Raw genomic sequence first — 20,149 nt, forward strand, 5'->3', positions numbered from 1 at the left:
GGCATACAGCGGTTACAGAGATACAGATACAGATACAGACACAGACGCAGACACAGCCCCATATAGAAGCAGAACACACAGCTACCCCATCACGGCAACTCGTGAATCGTCAACTCCACCTCTCGGGGCTCGCCCTCGATATCCGCCACCAGCCGCCTGACAACCCCCTTCGCTTCGTCGAGTAACCGCGGCTTGACCTTTCCGATCACCCAGTCGAGCGAGACGAACCGCGGTAGCGAAATCGCGCTCGGATCCGCCGAGTGCGGATCGTACACCGCCTCGAAGTAGATCCGGCTCGCTGTCTCCTTCCCTGGCGGCGCAGCCGACGGCTCCGCCTCCACCCGCCACTCCCCGCGCGCATCGAGATGATTCTGCAGGTGCCACTCGAGTGACTCGGGACTCTCGATACCGGTCACCTTCGAGCGGGCGGTGTAGCTGAGTTTCCACCACGAGAGTCGCAGGTCGTAGACTGTGCCAACGCCGCCGTCGCCGTGTGCGCGGACGTCGGTCAGGTGTTCCGTGTAGCGAGGGTAGTCGGCAAAGGATTGCACGTACGGAAAGACCTCCTCGGGTGGGCGGTACACAACGGTGCTGAGGAGAATTCTGTCCACGGCGAGGAGTATGAGTGGTTTCACTGTAAGGATTCCCATCAGGTTCGGCCTCGATTCCACCAAGCAGCCGACGAACAACTTCTATACGCGGGCCTCCGAACGCACGGACATGCGAGACGTCTGTATCATCGGCGGCGGCGTCGCCGGCCTCGCCGCATCGATCTTCACCGCACGTGCAGGGATGGACACACTCGTCATCGACGGTGGCGAATCCATCCTCGCCCGAAACGCGAGCCTCGAGAACTACCCTGGCTTCCCGGACGGCGTCGATGCCCGCCGGTACTTGCAACTGGCCCGCGACCAGGCCCGAAACGCCGGTGTGACGTTCGAACTCGGACTCGTGACGAGCGCCAAGCTGCGAGAGGATACCGATCCTGAGGCAGGGTTCATACTCGAGACGGACGGTGGCGAGCCGATCGAAGCGCGGCGAATCGTCGCGGCGTCGTGGTCTGACAGCGAGTACCTCGTCCCGCTCGATGTTGGTCGCACGCAGCGCGGGAGCAAGCACTTCGTCGCGGTCGACGATGCTGGTCGGACGGCCGTCGACGGCGTCTATGCCGCGGGTCGACTCGCCGGTGAGCCACACCAGTCGATCGTTGCGGCCGGCCACGGTTCGAAGGTGGGACTTGCGGTTATCCACGACTCCGATGTCAACTTCTACCACGACTGGGTCGTCCCAGCGGGATACTTCACTGGACGCGACCGCGAGGTGCCACCTGGCTGTGAGGAGATCGACGACGAGGAACGGCGCGCACGCGACGAGCGAGCCCGCGAAACGATGCTCGAGGCGTTCGCGGAGCCACTCGACGAGCAGCCGACGATGCATCCGAGCGTCGAGCAGGACTGACGCGAGCGCAGGCGAACCGTCGGACGAGGGAGGGATGGAGTGGGACGGGAACAGGACTGAAGGTGGACACGGACAGTACGGGGCAGCGGGCAAGTACAGAAAGGGGGTTGTGGTGAGTTAGACGCTCGCTCGCTTCGCTCTGGTATCGCGCCGGAACAGCGTGGACGTACCCGCGCGCGAGTACTCCGCAGTCACGACGAACGCGACTGCCCAGAGGATAGCCAGGATGCTCCACGTCGTACTCGTCGCGCCCACCTGCGCAGGGAACGAGAGCGACAGCAGACCGTAGTACGCCATCGGGAGCGCGGCGAGCCACGAGGCGAGTCGCCAGCCGGTGAAGCCGAGTGCGGCGAAGACGCCGTACGCGAGCGGGGCGAGCGCGAGACCAGCCATCATCACGTAGTGTCCGTCGACGGCGTGTGGGTCGGCCAGATTCGTCGTGAGACTCAGTTGTGTCGCGACGAACGCGAGGATCGGAATCGCGGCGACGACGACCAGTGCGAGGAGCACCGGACTGTACGAGTTCCCGCGGCGGAGCAATCCTCGTCCCGCAGGGTGGGTCACGAGCGCAACGGTCGTGACCAGCAAGAACGGGAGCACCTCCTCGGGGCGACCGACACCGAACACGACGGTGCCGATGCTGACGACGAGAATGCTTACGAACGCACCCCACATCGACGCGATGCGCTCGAGCGGACGGAACGCCTGCGAGAAGAGTCCAAGCAGGAACACGCCCACAACTGCAGCGATTCCCATCACGTGCAGTCGGTGAATGCCGAGTTCCGCTCCAGCTTCGGCGGTCCAGCCCGTCACGAGGAGCACGAGCAAGTCGGGAAGAAACAGGACGGTCATCACCGCGGCCAGGACGAGTGAGAGAGTAAAGAGGCCAGTGCGGATCATTCTGGTCCAGGAGCCGGCGCTCTCTGTGGCATCGGATTCACGGTCGGTACTGGTGTTTTCTGGTGAGTTACTGTGTGTCTCCATCAGTCCTCAAAAGAACTTACGCGTCGAGCGGAGATAGACTTAGCTACACTGACACGGTTTCCGGAGCGTCCGGTCATCGGTCATAACCGGCTGTTGTGGGGCACGACGTCGCGAGAATGCGGGCGAAATCGAGACGAAAGCGGAACGATAAACGAACTGTATCACTAGGTGCCATACCCCCGTCAAGTTATCCCGGCAGCCGTTGGAGTTCGTTCCTCGTGAGGCGACCATGACCGGACCGAACCGACGGACGAACACACCGTTCGCGACGAGTGCCGAACGGGACGCCCTCGGCGCGGCGACCTGGTACGTCCGCACTCACCGTCGACAGGAAACCGAAGACGACCCACCCTCTGGTATTGCCACTGCGGCTGAGGACGACTACCTCGACGCACTCGAGTACGCCCGTCGCGAGATTACCCGACGACTCGTTCACGGGGTGCTCCGCGGGCGTCCGGACGGCGTTCCCGACGCACACGTCGTAGACCGTGAGTCGCCCGCAGTTCCGGACGCGGCCGGGGACACGAGTCGAACGCTCGACGGATCAAGTCTTCTCGCAGCCGTCGAACCGCTGCCCGAATCGTGTCGGCTACTCGCCCTACAGCCCTTTCCGAGTTCCGAGACGCTGCTGGTCGTACCGATTGCACGCCGCCACGGCTACGACCGGTTTCGACTCGTCGGACGGATTTCGCGGCTCTCGATGGCGGCGAACGCGACCGAGCACGGCGAGACGACCAGTGACACCCTCAGCCATCCCGGTTCGGTTCTGGCACTACTCGAGTCGGACGGGGCAGTGTGTGACGCCGAACAGGCGGATCGCCTCCTCGAGGAAGTGACAGAGAGCGTCGTCAGCCTCGCACTCGCGCAACTTGCAAAACCGGTGCAGGCGCGATCCGTCGCGAAACGGGTCGGGTCAGCGGGCGGCACAGATACCGGTACCAGCGGTGACTCGGTGTTCGAGTCTGTCACCAGCGGTATCCCCGCCGCCGATTCGGCTGCCGCCTTCGAACGCATCGTCACCGACGGGCACCCGTTTCATCCCGCTGGCAAGATTCGGCGAGGAATGGGTGCCGCAGACGGGCTCGCGTACGCGCCAGCGTTCACCGACCGGATCGAGCTCCGGTTCGTCGCGATCGATCGGACGTACGCACTCGAGACGCAGGCGGCGACGACCGACGAGAGTCTCACCGCTCGCCTACTCGCGATGGTCGATGGACTCGAGAGTGCACTCAAGCGAGCGCTGCCTGCAGCAGAGGATCCCAATGCCTACGCCGTCGTTCCGGTCCACCCGTTCCAGTTCTATCACACGATTCTCGACCGGTACGCTGCCCAGTGTGCTGACGGGCGGGTCGTTCCCATCCCCGACTGTACACAGCCTGTGACGCCGCTGCTCAACCTCAGGACGGTGGTCCCCGTTGAGACCGAGTCTACTGCGATCACAGCGGCCGCTGCCGCTGGCGACACCAACGGCACCAACGGCACCGGCGACACCGACAACACCGCGAGCGCCCCGCATCCACACCTCAAACTGCCACTCGCTGTCCAGACCACGAACGTCGTGCGAACACTCTCGCCACAGGCTGTCACGAACGGCCCTCGAGTCACGGCCCTGCTGAACGCGATCACAGAGCGGACGGAACTCGAGTCCCTCGGCGTACTCGCCGAGTCGGCGGCAACAGCGTACTACGCGCCGGGCGACTCCCAGCCCCACACCGAGGGTGAGGCGTTCGATGACGCGCGCCACCTCGCCGGACTGCTCCGGACGAATCCGCTCGCCCACTCGCTGGTGACAGAGGCAGACGACGCCGTGCCGGTCGTCGCCTCGAGCCTGCTCGCCGACTCACCGGCAACCGGTCGGCCGCTCGTCTGCGATCTGGTCGAACGCTATGCCGCCGCGACGGACACGACAGAGACGGCCGCGGCGGCACTCTCGTTCGTCGACGCCTACGCGGACGCGGTCGTTCCCGACCAGTTAGTCCTCATGAGCGGCTACGGCGTCGCACTCGAGAGCCACCTGCAAAACAGTCTCATTGTCTTCGAACGCGAAACCGCACGACCGGTCGGCACGGTGGTCCGAGACCTTGGCGGCATTCGGGTCCATAGCGGTCGCCTTGAGAATCACGGGTTGTCGTTTTCGCCGTATCCTGACTCGGACCTCGACACCGACGACGAGCGTGAGCTCTATCGGAAACTGTACTACGCGCTCTTTCAGAACCACCTTGCCGAACTCGTTGTGACACTCGTCGTTGAGACCGGCGTCGACGAGCGCAAGTGCTGGCGGGTGATTCGCAACCACTGCGAGCAGGGGTTCGATCGCGCTCGCATGGAGACGGCCGGGAACGAGCTTGACACGCAGATCCGCCGCGACGAGCGTGCGCTGTTCGCACCGCAGGCGACGCACAAGGCGTTGACGGCGATGCGATTGCAGGGGAAGCGCCACGAGTACGTGACGAGTCAGGTATCGAACCCGCTCGGACACATTGATCGAGAGACAATCAATTTCTGATATAATTAGGTCGCGGTCGCCAGGGGGCATAGAACACGCCCAGTCAACGACATCGTCGAGGGACCGCTGAGGGTGACGGGATCAAACGTGTGGCATCGACTGATCACCGCTAGTGACCAGACGCCAAACCAGTGTTCCACAGACTCGTGTGAAAGTTTTATCACTTACAGCAGTGTGCGATCACTGCCGATGAAGGAACTCATCGTACTCGCGTTCGACTCCATGGACGGCGCGAAGGATGTCCGTGACGAGCTCTACGAACTACAGAAACAGGAGTTGTTACAGCTCGACGACGCAGCCGTTGTCGTTCGAAAAGAAGACGGCCACGTCAAAGTAAAACAAGCACGAAGTCTGGTCGGTTCGGGGGCACTTGGCGGAGCCTTCTGGGGACTGCTTATCGGCATCATTTTCTGGATGCCGTGGCTCGGTCTCGCGGTTGGTGCCGCAAGCGGTGCACTCGCTGGAAAGTTCGCTAATGTTGGTGTCGATGACGAGTTCATCGATGAGGTGGCCGACACGATCGAACCCGGCCACTCCGCGCTGTTCATGCTTGCCCACGACATCTCTGAGGAACGTGTCGTCGAGGACCTCGCGTCGTACGACCCTGAGGTCATCAGAACGAACCTCTCGCCCTCGGACGAAGACACTCTTCGACAACTGTTTGCAGCTGAGGAGGTTGCAGCCTAGCTACTTCTGACACGCTTTAGGCCGTGTTCTAATCCCGGGCTTTCACGTCCGGACACTGAACAGTCCCATTTTTAGACAACCAGGTCGTTGTGGCTGAGACAACCGCTATGAAGCTACGGGACCAGCAACCTCGCTACGCTTAACACACTCCCGTGAGAAGAACAGACGAATGCTCGAGGGAGTTAACGTTGCACTCGGGGTGACGGGCTCGATCGCGGCCGTCAAGACGGTCGAACTGGCCCACGAGTTGCGACGACGCGGTGCCACCGTTCGCGGCGTGATGACCGGCAGTGCCCAGGGAATCATCCACCCCTGGGCCGTGGAATTTGCTACGGACAACGACGTGGTCACGGAGATCACGGGCAGCGTTGAGCACGTCGACCTCTGTGGCTACGACGGCTGGGCCGACGTGTTCCTGATCGCGCCAGCGACGGCCAACACGGTCGGCAAGATCGCCAGTGCAGTCGACGACACACCGGTGACGACGTGCGCGACGACTGCGCTCGGAGCCGACACACCCGTCGTCATCGCTCCGGCGATGCACGAACCGATGTACGATCACCCCGGCGTACTTGAGGCCATTGACATGGTCTCCGAGTGGGGCGTCGACTTTGTCGACCCGCGGATCGAGGAGGGGAAGGCCAAAATCGCGAGTGAAGAGGCAATCGTCTGCGACGTGGCACGCGCGGCGGGCGAGCGCCCACTCGCGGGTGAGCACGTCGTCGTCACCAGTGGCGCGACGAGCGAGTCGATCGACCCGGTTCGGGTCCTGACGAACCGCTCCTCGGGGAAGATGGGCCGTGCCGTCGCCGCCGCCTGCTACGTCCGCGGCGCGGACGTGACACTGGTCCACGATGGGCCGTCCCTCCCCTATGCCGATATCCGAGCAGTCGAGAGCGCCGAAGAGATGCTCACCGCAACACAAGAAGCCTGTGCTGATGCGGACGTACTTGTCTCGGCAGCCGCAATCAGCGACTACACCGTGGACGCCAGCGACGAGAAGATCCGGTCGGGCCAAGAGCTAACGCTCGAACTCGAGTCCACCCCGAAGCTGATCGACGAGATTCGCACGGCCCATCCCAACCTGCCGATCGTTGGCTTCAAGACCGAAACGTCGGGTGAGGATGAGCAGATGATCACCAAGGCACGAGAGATGCGAGCGCGTGCGGAGCTCGCGTTTGTCGTCGCGAACGATGCAAGCGTAATGGGCGGCGACGAGACGCGAGCGCTGCTCGTCCACGCCGCCGACGTTGCGCAATTTTCGGGCACCAAATCGGCACTCGCCGACGAAATTGCGGCTTCGATCGCGGCCATGCTCTCAGACTGGTTAGATGAGTGACTTTTTCAAAGCGGGTCAGGAGAGTTATATAGGTGGCGTTCATCCCATCGAACCAACCCATTAGCGCGCCGATTGGATTCGGAAATGGACGGGGATCGAGGTGATCCGGAGTGGCCCAGGAACAACGAAACGACAGTATCGAACCGCAGCCGACAGCAGATACCAACGCGGACAACACGGACAGCGACGCGAACGCAGTGGATGTGACTGAGACAGCTAGCGACAAGACGGATATCTCGGAGGAGACAACAGCCGTCGCCGAACCGGAGCCACTCTCGAAGGGCGAAGTGTTCGAAGTCCTCCGCAACCAGCGTCGTCGCTACGTCCTTCACTTCCTCAAACAGGACGGCCGTCCGGTCGAACTCGGTGACCTCGCCCAGCAGTTGGCTGCCTGGGAGTATGACACGACACTCGAGGGCGTCACGCCAGCGCAGCGAAAGCGTGTCTACACGACGCTGCAGCAAACGCACCTGCCGAAGATGGACGAAGCCGGCATTCTCCATTTTGACTCCGATCGGGGTGTGATCCGCGCGACCGACCGGACGCGGGATATCAGCGTTTATCTCGAGATTGTCCCCGGTCGCGAGTTCGCCTGGCGGGAACTGTACCTCTCACTCGGGGCGATCAGCACCGCACTGGTCGCAGCGCTCTGGCTCGAAATTCACCCGCTGACAATGCTATCGAATCTGGCCTGGATGGCGCTCATCTCCGTCGTCGTGACGCTGACAGCCGTCGTTCACATCTATCACGAGCGACATATGCGTCTCGGGCACGGCGATCAGCCGCCGGAACTGAGTTACGGATCAGGTGACTGATCAGCTGGTAACTGCTCTCGTCGCCGCCACCTCGTCACGTCGACTCACTGCTCACACGTATCGTCAACTTTTACTCCGCTACCGCCCGACCCACGACATGGATCAGTTGCAGCAGTCGCTCCTCGAGGCACCGATCATCGAAAAGAACGGCTATCACTACTTCGTACACCCGATCAGTGACGGCGTCCCGAAACTCGACCCAACACTTCTTCGTGAAATCGTCATCCGAATCATCCGCAAGGCCGAACTCCAGGATGTCGACCGAATCGTCACGCCAGCCGCGATGGGAATCCACATCTCGACCGCTGTCTCGCTGATGACCGACATTCCGCTGACCGTCATCCGCAAGCGCAAGTACGGGCTCGAAGACGAGGTCGCAATCTCCCAGCAGACCGGCTACTCCGAGAACGAGATGTACATCAACGACGTTCGCGAGGGCGAGCGCGTCCTCGTTCTGGACGACGTGCTTTCGACCGGCGGCACGCTCGCATCGGTCCTCGAAGCGCTCGACAGTATCGGTGCAGAAGTCATCGACACCGTCGCCGTGATCAAGAAGGTCGGCGGCGAGAACAAGGTCGACGACGCCGGCTACGACGTCAAGACACTCATCAACGTTGACGTCGTCGACGGCGAAGTCGTCATCATCGACGAACACGGCGATTCCTGAACGGCTACGCCAAGTCTCGCTTTCGTTTGTCCGCGCTCAGGACGCAGCCTCACACTCGACGAGCAGTGCCACGGCACAACGAAACAAAATGAAAGGTAACTCGGGATACCCGATACTCGACACCCGACACCTGATACCTGATACCTGATACTCTGAGACGCGTTACTCCGACGTGTCACCGATCGGCTCGATGGTGTCGGGGACGAGTGGCTCGTACTCATCTCCTTCGTGTTCGAACGAGCCAAGAAGTGTTCCGTTGAGCGTTTTTGCGTGCGTATAGAGTACGCCCTCGTCGGTGGCAGCGGAGAGCATCCCGCCGACGTGGCGTCGTTCGTACTGTCCGGCGAGGAGGATTGCAGTCTCGGTGTCGGGGTCGAGGTACTCGACGACGAGGAAGACAGCCCCACTCACCTCGTTTCGGTACGCTTGGAATCGTGGGAACTCGCCCCGTTCGAACGCCTCCGAGAACGAGTCGGCATAGTTGTCCGGGACGACGAAGACGATTCCAAATCGTTCGTTGTGTTTCGACCCGGCGTCTCGGCTGACCGCGGCCGTCTGGATTGCCGGAATTGCGACGGTGTCCCAGCCGTTCTCACGACGCTGCTCGGCGAGTACCTCCAGTTCGTCGGTCGTCTGCGCCCAGGCGTCTTTGATTGCGGTCGTGCTGACTCGTTCGACTTGTTCAGCACTGTCGTCGTTCCCAATCCGTGCCATACGAAGGGGTGGGCACAGGAGTCGGATAACTCTTTTCACGCTGACTCAAGTGTCGAACTCGTGGTTGGTGGAGACTGGTGGTCGCTGGTGTTCGCTGGTGTTCGCTGGCTGACTTGCGTTCGTCGTTCGTGGTTCGTATAGTGTCGTGTGCGTGCGTAGTACCGAAGATAGAGCGATTATAGCGGGGATAACGGGGATAGCGGGTGAATAGCAGAACAACTACGAACGGACCTATGAACGATACCTGAGCGCTGGGTAGTCGGGTGCGACTCAGATCCCGAACACCGTCTCCATCAGAAAGGACACGAGCAACACTGCGATACTCCCGAGGAGGAGCTTTCCCGGGGTTCGAATACGAGCTTCCGGTGGGGGTGACTGGACCCATCGGAGTGGTGGCAGCTGCTGGACGAATGCCTGAAACCGTGTCTGGTCTGCAACTTCTGGGATCGAGTCGCCTTCGACGCCGGCGAGTTCGGTATGGGTGTCCAGATCGCTCGGTGTGGACGGCCACAGTCGCACTGTCGCATAGCCGAGCAGGAGAAAACCGACGATAAAGAGGGTGAACTTCGCCTGCGAGGGGCCGCCGCCGGTGACGAGACCGAGGAGGAGTGCAATGAGGGTTACGAGAGTGGTAATCGCGGTGGCGTAGGTGATCGCATCGATCCAGACGGAGAGTCGGACGTGGAACGAATTCCCGTGGTGATCAGTGGTCATGGAATCGGCGTGGAGATTGTCGTAGTGGTCGTGGTGTTCGTAGTGGCCGTCACGTTCGTCGTCACCGTCATTGTTACGGTAACCATCATCGCTATCACTGTAACGGCTGCCCAACGAACCAGCCAGTTAGGGCTGTCTCGTCGCAGGTGTCGATGTAGTGAGTACTACTCAAAGCGGGCAGAAATGGACTTCGATTGCCACCCTTTCACCCGGGTCAGTGCCAGTCGAACACAGCAAAGCAGTAACTGCGATGATGAGAAGTGCGTGGATCGACTGCGTGAAACGGCCACGAGCGGCCGCATTTAGAGACAGCCAGTCACCACTCGTCTGTGACGTTAATGACGCTCGTCGAGTACCTGATCGGGTTCTGCGTGGTTTGTGCTCGGATTGTGGCGGTGACAGAGGCTGCGTCGTCCCGAGGGACTGACTGTGTAGTACTCGGGTGCAACCGGTTCGTCAGCGTCTTCGCTCTCGCCGTCGCTCTCAGGGCCGTATCCCTCACAGACACTGCCGAACTCTTCCCCGAGCCGGTCAAGTGCAGCAATCTCGCCTTCTTCACGCGCGAGATCCGCCGTCTCATCGAGAATCTCCTGTACATCGGCCGGAACGTCGTGCTTGTCGAACAGTTCGCCATAGATTCCTTCGATCGTTCCGAACCGCGGCTCCTTGCCGAGCAGTTCCCGAATGCGGTCAGTAACCGATTTCTCCGCGCGGTCGCGCTCGCGTAACACTTCACGAAGCGTATCGAGCTGGACCCAGAGATCGTTATCTAAGTCTTCGTACTCCGGGGGACGGATCCGAGCCGGACAGCGCGTGCTGAACGGACAGCCATCCGGCGGAAATCGCGGACTCGGTGGCGTTCCATGAAGCGTGATCCGGTCCTTGTGGGCCGAGGGATCGGGTTCCGGAATCGCCGATAGCAGCGAGTGTGTGTAGGGATTCGCCGGATCGGTGAATAGCTCCTCAGTCGGACCGATCTCCATGATGTTACCGAGGTACATCACAGCGACACGATCACAGATGTGCCGGACGACCGAGAGGTCGTGGGCGATAAAGAGGTAGGTCAGGCCGAACTCCTCCTGGAGGTCCTCGAGCAGATTGATGACCTCTGCCTGGACACTCACGTCGAGTGCCGAAACCGGTTCGTCGAGCACGATGAACTCTGGCTCGAGTGTCAGCGTTCGCGCGATGCCGATTCGCTGGCGCTGCCCACCAGAGAACTGGTGGGGGTAACGGTAGTAGTGCTCGCGCTGAAGCCCGACCGTGTCGAGCAGTTCTTTCACGTGCTGCCGACGCTCACGCGGCGTCTTCCAGTCGTGGACATCGAGCGGTTCGCGGACGATTTCCCCGATCGTCATCCGGTCGTTGAGACTCGAGTCTGGATCCTGGAACACCATCTGGGCGTTCCGACGCCACTTTTTGAGTTCCGCACCCGACAGCGTCGTGATGTCGGTGCCGTCGAATCGAATCTCGCCACCTGTTGCGGACTCGAGTTGGATGAGCGTTCGCCCGAGCGTACTTTTCCCACAACCAGATTCACCGACCAGTCCAAGCGTTTCGCCGCGCTTGATGTCGAAGGTGACGCCGTCAACAGCCTTGACTGGCGTCCCGCCGAAGAGGCCGTTCCCTTCGTAGTAGGTCCGCAGGTCACGAACCTTGACCATGACATCCTTGTCCTGGGACGACCCTGCCTGTGGCTCCGTCTCAGTTGCGTTTGCTTCGATAGCGTTCTGGCTCATCAGTCGTCACCTCCGTGTGTGTCGGCGTTTGTTTGCGATTGTGCCTGCGTCTGTGTCTGTACCTGTGCACCAGTCTCCGTCCGAACGTGATTGTTCACGTATTTATCGATATAGAGAAGGCATGCTGCCGTGTGGTCAGTCTGTTCGTCCTCGCCCGCATCGCCAACCGGAACCGTATCCGGATGGACCGCCTCACACTCTTCGAACGCCTTCGGGCACCGCGGTGCGAACCGACAGTACGTCGCCGGCTCGTTCGGCGTCGGCACGTTGCCTTCGATCGTCTGCAGTCGCTCGCCATCCTGGCGACCCGGAATGGACTCGAGTAGCCCCTGCGTGTAGGGGTGTTTCGGGTCGTCGAACAGCGAGTGGACGCCCGCCGTCTCGACGACCTCGCCCGCGTACATGACGTTCACGCGGTGGGTGATCTCAGCGATGACACCCATGTCGTGGGTGATGAACATGATTCCCAGGTTGCGCTCTTCCTGAAGCTCTCGCAGCAGATCCAGAATCTGGGCCTGAATGGTCACGTCGAGTGCCGTCGTCGGCTCGTCACAGATCAACAGGTCAGGGTCACAGGCGAGCGCCATCGCAATGACTGCACGCTGGCGCATCCCGCCCGAGAACTGGTGGGGATACTCCGTTACGCGCCGACGCGCGTCCGGAATCCCGACCGCCTCGAGCAGGCTGATCGCTTCCTGGGTTGCCTCTTGTCCCGACAGATCCTGGTGCAGCCGCAGTGCCTCCTTGATCTGGTTGCCAACCGTGTACACCGGATTGAGGCTCGTCAGCGGATCCTGAAAGACCATCGCGATCCGCCCACCGCGCATCGCCCGCAGGATCTCACCAGTACAGCGAGTGAGTTCGACGAATCCGCCGGTGATCGACTCCGGATCGTTCGGACCGCCACCTCTGACGAAAACACAGTCGTCGTCACCGACGAACTCGAGCTCTTCGCCGTAGGCACCGACGAAGTCTTCGATCGTCGCTTCCTCGCGGTCGTCGTAGTCGAACGTCCGCGGTGTCACGTCGATTTCGGGGTGGTCGAACAGCGAGGCCGGGTCGTGTTCTGCCTCAAGGTCGTCGAGGCTGACGGTTCGATCGGCGAACTTCGTGGCGAACGCCTGGAGCGTCTCGACGTGGTTGAAGCGAATGCTGCTTCCCGGCATGATCCGGCCGGGCGAGTCGACGAGTCCCATGATCGAACGGGCGGTGACACTCTTTCCGGAACCACTCTCGCCGACGATTCCGACGGTTTCGCCGGGTCGGATGTCAAAGCTTACCCCGTCGACTGCACGGATGACCTCCTTGTCCGTGAAGAAGGAGGTCTGGAGGTTTCGGACAGTGAGGATCGGCTCTGAGTGGGTTGCCTGTCCGGCCGTCGTTGTCGATTCAGCTGTTGTCGTCGCTGTAGATGTACTTGGAGAGTCTGAGTCCATAGACATTATCCACCACCTCCGGAAGCACCAGCGGCACCGTCGCTGGCCTCGCTCTGTGGATCGATTGCGTCGCGGATACCGTCACCAAGGGCGTTGAACCCGGTAACGAGTAACACGACGAGGATACCCGGTAAGGTTGCGATGTGCCACGAGGGCGAGTCGATATGGGACCGTCCCTCGTAGACTGCACGGCCCCACTCAGGCGTCGGTGCCTGCACACCGAAGCCGAGGAACGAGAGTGCAGCGACGCCGATAATGACCCCACCGAGCGACAGCGAGGCGTAGATGAGCATGTAGCCGGCGATGTACGGCGCCATGTGTTTTCGCATGGTTGCTGCCGGACTCTGACCATAGCTCTTTGCGGCGTCGATCCACTCCTGTTCGGAGACCTGGAGTGCCGGACCACGGACCGCCCGCCACAGGAGTGGCCAGCCGGTCCCGGCAAAGATTAACGCCAGTAGCAAGCCTCCGTCGTATATCTCCGCGACCGGGTGATTGGCCTGCATGAACAGCACGGAGAGCAACAGGACCAGTAAGAATCGTGGTAAGGAGATAATCGAGTCACTGGCCACGATCGTTACCAGGTCAGCGACACCCTTGTAGTAGGCCGTAATGAGCGCGAGTGCCGTTGCGATGACTGCCATCAAGACGGTTGCGAGCAGTCCGATGACGAGCGAGACCTGTGCTCCATACGCCAAGAAGGTAAAGAGATCCTTCCCGTCGGTATTCGTTCCGAACGGATGGAACCGGTCGTAGTCGTCATAGCTCATTACACTGACGTAAGTATGAGATCCCTGTGAGCGGCTATCGAAGTTTGCGTCACCGTGGCTAATCGTTTCGACCCCATCGTCGCCATAGTACTCGAACTCGTGTTCGTATGGCTGGTACAGGTTGGCTTCCGCTGTTGCAGGACTTACTGCCGGTGCCCACAGCGCCATCACGAGGAACATGATGACGACAATGAGACCGAACATCCCCCAGTAGTGGTTCCGGAAGCGATTGATACTGTCGTCGCGAGGCGTCCAGTCTGCTTCACGGTAGTGTTCGCGGAACGTTTCGTAGCCGCGCCAGAGCCAGGCGAGCCAGACCAGTGCGTACGCGTAGACGACCGCGACACGAAGCGCCCACGCAACTGCAGGCGAGAGCCCGAGGAAGGTCCCTTCCCAGCTACCATCTGGCTGCTGGTATCCTTCGTTTGGGATGAGTTCGCGGCTCGTAATCGTCGGAAGTGAGCCAACCCATTCGACGCCGCGGGTCAGTGCGCTCACGGCCATTTCGAGGACGCCACCGACTGGAGTCAGGACGACGAGCGCCGCGGCAACGACGAGTAGACCGGTGACGATGACGCGTTCAACGATGTCCTTTACCCCGGTGCTTGCCTCGATGCCGAGGCGGTCGACCAGTGTCCAGGGGATCAACAGCCACTTGACGAGAATGGCTGCGATGCCGAGTAACACGAGCACCGTGAGACCGAACGCGACGAGTCCTGCAATCCCACCGAGTGTACTCGCGACGGATTCTTCGACCGATCCCGGGACCGATGCGATCCCGCCGAGTACAAACCGGGTGGTTTCGCCGACTTGCACAATCCCGGATGCGAGTCGCCCCAACTCGAGGACAACCAGCACGAGCGCACCGGCCAACCAGGCAAGCGCCGGTTGTGGGTTTTTGGCGATTCGTTCTCGCAGCGTCTTGTCGTCGAATTCGTTCATGCTCATCTATTCGTACCCCACGCGTGGATCCAGAACGGTGTAGAGGAAGTCCTGGAGGATGTTTATCGAGACAATCAGGATGATGAAGACGAACATCAGTGAACCAACCAGCGGGAGGTCACCCTCAGTGGCTGCCTGGAAGAACAGGTAGCCAATACCGTTGATACCGAAGATGACTTCGACGATGACCGAGCCGCCGATCAGGATAAACGCCTCGTTCGTGATGATCGGGACGAGCGGAACCATCGCGTTCCGGAAGACGTGCTTCCAGACGATGACGCGGTCACGAAGCCCCTTGGCCTTTGCCGTCTCGACGTAGTTCGAGTTGATCGTTTCGAGCACTGCCGTTCGACCGATTCGCATTTCGTTCCCCATCGCAGCCGAGCCAAGCACGATCGCAGCGGGCATGACCTGTTTGATCGATGCGATGAGTGTTTCGAACGAGAAGTACAACCCGACCGGGATACTGATCATTCCGATCGTGACCCAGTCAGTGAACGCGATGAAGTCGAGTGGTGGTTGTCCGATGAGGGCACTATCGACGCCAAGTGACTGCCAGTTCAGTCCGAAGAAGAACCGTTCGGACTGGCGAAGGACGGCGAGGATGATGATCGCAAGCCAGAAGTTAGGCATTGCGCGCCAGACGATCCCGCCGAACGATGCGAGGTAGTCACTCTTCGTGTTCGGGTTCAGTCCGGCGTAGAAGCCGAGCGGGACCCCGATACAGATCGCGATCAGGACTGACCAGAACCCGAGCCAAAGTGTTCGTGGCGCGTAGGTCATCAGCAGGCTTTCGACGCTTCGACCTGGCTGAATAACCCACGACTGACCGAGGTTGAACGTCAGCATATCAACCATGAAGTCGATATACTGTTGCCAGAGCGGTTCGTTCAACCCGAGTCGTTCTTCGATACGTCCGCGACTTGCGCCTCCCCCTTCAGGACCAACAATGGCGGCGACAGGGTCGATGGGGCCCATTCGTACGATGACGAACGTAATCGTGAGCCCAAAGAGAACGACAGGGACCGATAGGAGCAACCGGCGGAAGAAGTACCGCCAGCGGCTCACGAATGATCACCCGTCTGCAACGTCTGCATCATATCTCGTACTATAGGTTGTTCGAGCATTCCTTGATTATAAACCTCCCTATTATCGTTGAACGCACGTGCAGTTGGTCCGGGTAGGGAGAACTCCCGGACCCCGTCTATACCGCGGTGTGATTCGACGACAGAACGTCGTTACTCGTCCAGCGTGACGTGGTTGTACCGCTGCAGGTAGTCACCCATCGTGCCGAACGGTTCGATGTCGACGTGCTTGTAGTGGAACTGCTCCTGAATCTCGTGGTACAGCGGCAGCATGATCGCGTCGTCCCAGACGGCCTGCTCCATATCGATGTACGCCTCGTTGCGAACCTCTTGTCCCTCTTCAGGCTCTGGGTTCGCCTCGACTGTTTCCCAGGCTTCCTGGGCCATTGCCGACGCGTCGGAGTCCTCTTCATGCCAGTCGAGGTAGTAACCGTCTGCATCCCCTGGCATTAGGGATGTATTCGTGTTCTCGGGTTCGAAGCCGAACATTCCGTAGTCTGCTGCTGGCCAGCTCCAGGTCCAGCCAAGGGAGAAGAATTCGAGGTTGCCGTTTTCTCCCTGTTCCTGCAACGTCGCGAACGGCGTCTCCTCGAGCTGGAGGTCGACACCGAGTCCGGCAAGGTTGTCACGGAGGTAACGACCGGCCTCCTGGAAGACCTCACTCTCGTAGGTTGTCAGGGTCAATTCGTACGGATCGTCGTCGTCGTAGCCGGCTTCCTCAATGAGGTCACGTGCGGCCTCACGGTCCCTTTCGAACAGTCCGTACGGGTAGTCCTCGATGAACTCATCACGACGTTCTGGACCGCCTGGGAACGCACCTGGCGGCGTGAACGTCACTGCTTCTTCACCACGTCCCATGAAGATATCCTGAATGAGGTCCTCGCGGTTGAGAACGTATGCAATGGCTTGTCGAATCTCGAGTGGGACAGACGGTGCATTGAACGCGAAGTAGAACGTCGAGAGCTGTGGCACACCAATGTAGTTGACCATGTCGCCGTTTTCGATGGGGCCGTACTCGCCGATTTCGCGCCCTTCGTCGTCCGTTTCTGCGTCGATTAAATCCGATTCGTAATTGGGCGTCGGAATCTCGAAAAGGTCCGCACTCCGATCCATTGCGTACGTGAATCGTGCAGTGTCGTCTTCGAGGATCTGCCAGTGGACGCCGTCAATATTTGCCACACTCCCGTGATAGTCTTCGAACGTGGAGACTTCGACTTCTGCGTCTGGATCCCACAGGTCGAATTCGAATGGGCCAGTACCGACTGCGACTTGGTTCGCGAGCTCGCTCTGCTCGTACTCGCCGTCGTAGCCCTCGATGTCGCCAACGATTCCCTCTGGAATTGCGGAGAAGGAGTCGTAGGTCAACAGTGCAAGCGCGTTCGGGTTCGCTGAACTGAGCGTGATCTCGAGCGTTCGGTCGTCGACCGCTTCGGCAGCAATCGAATCCGGAACGACCCCACCATCGTCGTCCGTCTCATGTTCGATTGCGAGGAAGATGTCGCCGAGGATGAAGTTTGCGCGTTCGCTGTGTTCGGATTCAGCAAGACGACGGAACGCGTACACGAAGTCGTCGGCAGTCAGCTCGCTGCCATCGTGGAACTGTGCTTCCTTTAGCGTGAACGTGTACGTCAGCAGGTCGTCTGAAATATTGACTTCTTCTGCGAGGAGGTTCTCGACTTCCGAGCCACCGTTCGGGAAGTAGGTCAGTCCCTCGTAGATCTGATTGACGACCTCACCGGAGGCCGTGTCGGTCGACTGAATCGGATCAAGCGACGTCATCGTCGAGTTGACCCGGTTCAGGATACCCTCGTCCCCACCTTCGTCTTCGGAAGGATCTTCGTCCGTAATGCACCCAGCAAACGTTGCCACCGCCGCACCCGCCCCAGCAGTCTTCAGGAAAGTCCGCCGGGACTGATCGATTTCATTCGCCATTCGACTGGGACGAGACACTCATGTCCCATAAATTTTTGTTTTGGATTCGGTGTGCTACCATTACTTGTACACAATATTGTATTGTGCGACAATTGTGGACAATACACCCTGATTAGTGGCAACATCTATTTCTTAGAATAGAGACGCTGCAGGCAGGGTAGGCCACAGGTATAAGCGAGTTTCGAGTTAGATAACTACCACAATTATCAGTCGTTACAGTTAAACACTGTTTAACCAGCTTCCCGATACGGGCCACCCTGATGCATGCGTTGGTGATACAACGCAGTTGCTGGCCAACCGGGTCTTATAAATACCCCGATTAGGGAGAGGTTCTAACCACAACATATTGTCTGTTTATTCCAGTGTATACACCCATATCCGAACAGACACTGTTGTCAATACCATATTACAGAACAGGCGTTGGGCAAACACAGGGTACGGGCCCCTGGTAATATCTTATTGAACCAGGAACAACAATCTATTTATACTTGTACTAACACCGTGATTTCATGGTGGAGAATAACAAGCGATACCGTACTGGTATCAAGCGACGCCGTGTCCTCCAAGGACTTACTGCAGCGGGTGTGGTTGGGGCTGCTGGCTGTCTGGATGGTCTTGGTGGCGACGACGAAACTGGCGATACCTACACCGTCGCCGACGGAACGGACGCCGAATCGATGAACTTCATTCAGGTGTCCGACGACAACACGAACAACCGACTCGCACTGGTGATGGACAGCGCGTACACGATCACCACTGACAACGAGATTTTCCCACTGTGGATGGACATCGAGGATACCGGTGACGCGCAGGTGTACGTTGCAACCCTCCGCGACAACCTCCAGTGGGGCAATGACTACGGGCAGATGACCGCCTCGGACTGGGTCTACATGATCCAGGAGGTTCACCAGGGCGAAGGCAACTGGGCACTCTCCGAAGCAGCCGGCAACTGGGCTGGAACACACGTCGAAGAAACCGGTGAACTCGAGTTCCAGATCGAACTCGAAAACCCGAACGCCGACTGGCCGCTCGAGCCAGACCTCTGGGGATCGTACTGTATGCCACAGGGGCTGCTTGAGCCGTACGTCGACGAGCAGGACGGTCAGGGTCTCGATCAGGACGCAGAAGTACAGGAACTCGCCTACGGTGGGAACCTTGGTCCATACACCTTCGAGCGCTGGGACCGCGACTCCGAGTTCGTTGCCGTCAAGAACGACGAGTACTACATGAACGACCTCGATGCGGATGACTTCCCAGACTACATCACCGAGGAGCAGGTCGAAGCCTGGCAAAACGCACCAAACTTCGAGGAGTTTTCCTATCAGGCGATCGATGAGGAAAGCACTCGGTTGAGTGCGCTCGGGCGGGGAGAGATCGAGGAGACCAACATTCCGTCGACTCGCGTCGAGCGGTTCGAGGGCCGGCCGGACGTCGACGTCATGGAGGTTCCGTACCCGTACCTGACCATCATGGCGTACAACCAGCGGATGAACGGCTGGGAGGAACTCCGCACGCGTGAGGTTCGCCAGGCACTCTCGATGGCGATCGACAAGGTCGAGATTTCGGAGAATATTCTCCGTGGCTACGCAGAGGTCGCACACACGTTCCAGCCCCAGTGGTCCGAATGGTACGATGAATCCGAAGTGACTCGATTCGGCGAGGGAGATACCTACGATCCGGACGCTGCGCGAGACCTTCTCGAAGCGAACCTGAGCTCGGGGTACGGGTACGACAGCGACGGAACGCTCCTCGATCCAGACGGTGAGCAGGTCACGCTGACGATGGTCTACTCGCGTGGCACCGGAACGACTGAAACCACAGCTGAGTTTATGGGCGACGAGCTGGGGGAACTCGGCATTGAGGTCGAGTTCGAGTCGGTGACGTTCGACCAGATGATCCCGAACTACGTGCAGAACTCCTGGCAGGGCGACGAAGATGATCAGCCGTGGACCGGTGGCCCGAACAACGACGGTCCCCGTGATAACTCCGCAAGTACAGAAGACTGGGACCTGATGTACGGAATTAACTTCAACACCTATCCACGAACACCGGCGGCAACCGACGCGTTCTGGACGGAGGAGGCACCGACGAACTACTTCGGCTACGTCCCGGATGCTGACATGGAGTCGCTGTTTAGCACTGTCCGCACCAGCACAGACCAGAGCGAACGCGAGGAGACACTCGCAGAAATTTTTGGTGTCCTGAGTGAGGATCAGCCGGTCAACTTCGTCGCCATGAGCGACGATATCATCGGCTACCAGGGCTACGTCGATGGGCCCGAAGAGGTGTTCGGTCAGGCGTGGGACCGCCACACCTGGGTGTTCGACGAAGCATAATCTCGCTGACCGACACCCAACTCGT

The 20,149-nt window shown here is 59.9% G+C and carries 16 protein-coding genes; 7 read left to right on the forward strand and 9 right to left on the reverse strand.

Going from position 1 to position 20,149, the window contains the following annotated elements:
- Positions 1 to 89: 89 nt before the first annotated feature.
- Positions 90 to 611 carry an SRPBCC family protein gene (locus C482_RS17415; protein ID WP_049896937.1) on the reverse strand — a complete coding sequence of 174 codons (522 nt, stop codon included), beginning with the start codon at positions 609 to 611 and terminating at the stop codon, positions 90 to 92.
- Between the two features lie 109 nt (positions 612 to 720).
- Here C482_RS17415 and C482_RS17420 point away from each other — a divergent pair, with 109 nt between their 5' ends.
- Entirely contained in the window at positions 721 to 1,458 is a 738-nt protein-coding gene (locus tag C482_RS17420) for an NAD(P)/FAD-dependent oxidoreductase (RefSeq protein WP_006169101.1), read from the forward strand.
- Positions 1,459 to 1,575: 117 nt separating this feature from the next.
- Here the strand turns inward: C482_RS17420 and C482_RS17425 are convergent, their stop codons facing one another.
- Entirely contained in the window at positions 1,576 to 2,442 is an 867-nt protein-coding gene (locus C482_RS17425; protein WP_006169102.1) for a hypothetical protein, read from the reverse strand.
- Positions 2,443 to 2,671: 229 nt separating this feature from the next.
- On the opposite strand from C482_RS17425, the gene C482_RS17430 reads away from it, so the two are divergent.
- From C482_RS17430 to hpt, 5 genes are all read left to right on the forward strand, one after another.
- Positions 2,672 to 4,948, forward strand: coding sequence for an IucA/IucC family protein (locus C482_RS17430; protein WP_049896928.1), 2,277 nt, complete (start codon positions 2,672 to 2,674; stop codon positions 4,946 to 4,948).
- 189 nt (positions 4,949 to 5,137) lie between these two features.
- Positions 5,138 to 5,635, forward strand: a complete 498-nt coding sequence (locus C482_RS17435) for a DUF1269 domain-containing protein (protein WP_006169104.1) — start codon at positions 5,138 to 5,140, stop codon at positions 5,633 to 5,635.
- A gap of 169 nt (positions 5,636 to 5,804) precedes the next feature.
- Positions 5,805 to 6,974 carry a bifunctional phosphopantothenoylcysteine decarboxylase/phosphopantothenate--cysteine ligase CoaBC gene (coaBC, locus tag C482_RS17440; protein ID WP_006169106.1) on the forward strand — a complete coding sequence of 390 codons (1,170 nt, stop codon included), beginning with the start codon at positions 5,805 to 5,807 and terminating at the stop codon, positions 6,972 to 6,974.
- Between the two features lie 110 nt (positions 6,975 to 7,084).
- Positions 7,085 to 7,789, forward strand: a complete 705-nt coding sequence (locus C482_RS17445; protein ID WP_006169107.1) for a DUF7344 domain-containing protein — start codon at positions 7,085 to 7,087, stop codon at positions 7,787 to 7,789.
- Positions 7,790 to 7,886: 97 nt separating this feature from the next.
- Entirely contained in the window at positions 7,887 to 8,456 is a 570-nt protein-coding gene (gene hpt, locus C482_RS17450; RefSeq protein ID WP_006169109.1) for a hypoxanthine/guanine phosphoribosyltransferase, read from the forward strand.
- A gap of 162 nt (positions 8,457 to 8,618) precedes the next feature.
- Here hpt and C482_RS17455 read toward each other — a convergent pair whose 3' ends face one another.
- The 7 genes from C482_RS17455 to C482_RS17485 all read right to left on the reverse strand — a co-directional run bounded on the left by C482_RS17455 (position 8,619) and on the right by C482_RS17485 (position 17,788).
- Complete coding sequence (locus tag C482_RS17455; RefSeq protein ID WP_006169111.1) at positions 8,619 to 9,170, reverse strand: DUF7529 family protein; 552 nt, start codon at positions 9,168 to 9,170, stop codon at positions 8,619 to 8,621.
- Positions 9,171 to 9,440: 270 nt separating this feature from the next.
- Positions 9,441 to 9,998, reverse strand: a complete 558-nt coding sequence (locus C482_RS17460; protein ID WP_006169112.1) for a DUF7555 family protein — start codon at positions 9,996 to 9,998, stop codon at positions 9,441 to 9,443.
- Positions 9,999 to 10,219: 221 nt separating this feature from the next.
- The gene (locus C482_RS17465) at positions 10,220 to 11,623 is read right to left on the reverse strand and encodes an ABC transporter ATP-binding protein (protein ID WP_006169118.1); all 1,404 of its coding nucleotides are present in this window, start codon (positions 11,621 to 11,623) and stop codon (positions 10,220 to 10,222) included.
- Complete coding sequence (locus C482_RS17470) at positions 11,623 to 13,059, reverse strand: ABC transporter ATP-binding protein (protein WP_006169121.1); 1,437 nt, start codon at positions 13,057 to 13,059, stop codon at positions 11,623 to 11,625. Before C482_RS17470 ends, C482_RS17465 begins: the two co-directional genes overlap by 1 nt.
- Before the next feature lie 5 nt (positions 13,060 to 13,064).
- On the reverse strand, positions 13,065 to 14,777 hold the full coding sequence (locus tag C482_RS17475; RefSeq protein ID WP_006169122.1) for an ABC transporter permease: 1,713 nt from the start codon (positions 14,775 to 14,777) through the stop codon (positions 13,065 to 13,067).
- Positions 14,778 to 15,839, reverse strand: a complete 1,062-nt coding sequence (locus C482_RS17480) for an ABC transporter permease (RefSeq protein ID WP_006169123.1) — start codon at positions 15,837 to 15,839, stop codon at positions 14,778 to 14,780.
- A gap of 170 nt (positions 15,840 to 16,009) precedes the next feature.
- On the reverse strand, positions 16,010 to 17,788 hold the full coding sequence (locus C482_RS17485) for an ABC transporter substrate-binding protein (RefSeq protein WP_006169124.1): 1,779 nt from the start codon (positions 17,786 to 17,788) through the stop codon (positions 16,010 to 16,012).
- Positions 17,789 to 18,297: 509 nt separating this feature from the next.
- Between C482_RS17485 and C482_RS17490 the strand changes: the two genes are divergently transcribed.
- Positions 18,298 to 20,124, forward strand: a complete 1,827-nt coding sequence (locus tag C482_RS17490) for an ABC transporter substrate-binding protein (RefSeq protein WP_049896929.1) — start codon at positions 18,298 to 18,300, stop codon at positions 20,122 to 20,124.
- Positions 20,125 to 20,149 lie beyond the last annotated feature (25 nt).

The sequence above is a fragment of the Natrialba chahannaoensis JCM 10990 genome (genome assembly GCF_000337135.1).
GTDB classification, from domain to species: domain Archaea; phylum Halobacteriota; class Halobacteria; order Halobacteriales; family Natrialbaceae; genus Natrialba; species Natrialba chahannaoensis.

Bases quoted from the DNA above. Each gene is read 5' to 3' on its own strand.
- C482_RS17470 (WP_006169121.1), bottom strand. From the start codon at position 13,059: ATGGACTCAGACTCTCCAAGTACATCTACAGCGACGACAACAGCTGAA.
- C482_RS17490 (WP_049896929.1), top strand. From the start codon at position 18,298: ATGGTGGAGAATAACAAGCGATACCGTACTGGTATCAAGCGACGCCGT.
- C482_RS17430 (WP_049896928.1), top strand. From the start codon at position 2,672: ATGACCGGACCGAACCGACGGACGAACACACCGTTCGCGACGAGTGCC.
- hpt (WP_006169109.1), top strand. From the start codon at position 7,887: ATGGATCAGTTGCAGCAGTCGCTCCTCGAGGCACCGATCATCGAAAAG.
- C482_RS17465 (WP_006169118.1), bottom strand. From the start codon at position 11,623: ATGAGCCAGAACGCTATCGAAGCAAACGCAACTGAGACGGAGCCACAG.
- C482_RS17455 (WP_006169111.1), bottom strand. From the start codon at position 9,170: ATGGCACGGATTGGGAACGACGACAGTGCTGAACAAGTCGAACGAGTC.
- C482_RS17485 (WP_006169124.1), bottom strand. From the start codon at position 17,788: ATGGCGAATGAAATCGATCAGTCCCGGCGGACTTTCCTGAAGACTGCT.
- C482_RS17425 (WP_006169102.1), bottom strand. From the start codon at position 2,442: ATGGAGACACACAGTAACTCACCAGAAAACACCAGTACCGACCGTGAA.
- C482_RS17420 (WP_006169101.1), top strand. From the start codon at position 721: ATGCGAGACGTCTGTATCATCGGCGGCGGCGTCGCCGGCCTCGCCGCA.
- C482_RS17475 (WP_006169122.1), bottom strand. From the start codon at position 14,777: ATGAGCATGAACGAATTCGACGACAAGACGCTGCGAGAACGAATCGCC.
- C482_RS17435 (WP_006169104.1), top strand. From the start codon at position 5,138: ATGAAGGAACTCATCGTACTCGCGTTCGACTCCATGGACGGCGCGAAG.
- coaBC (WP_006169106.1), top strand. From the start codon at position 5,805: ATGCTCGAGGGAGTTAACGTTGCACTCGGGGTGACGGGCTCGATCGCG.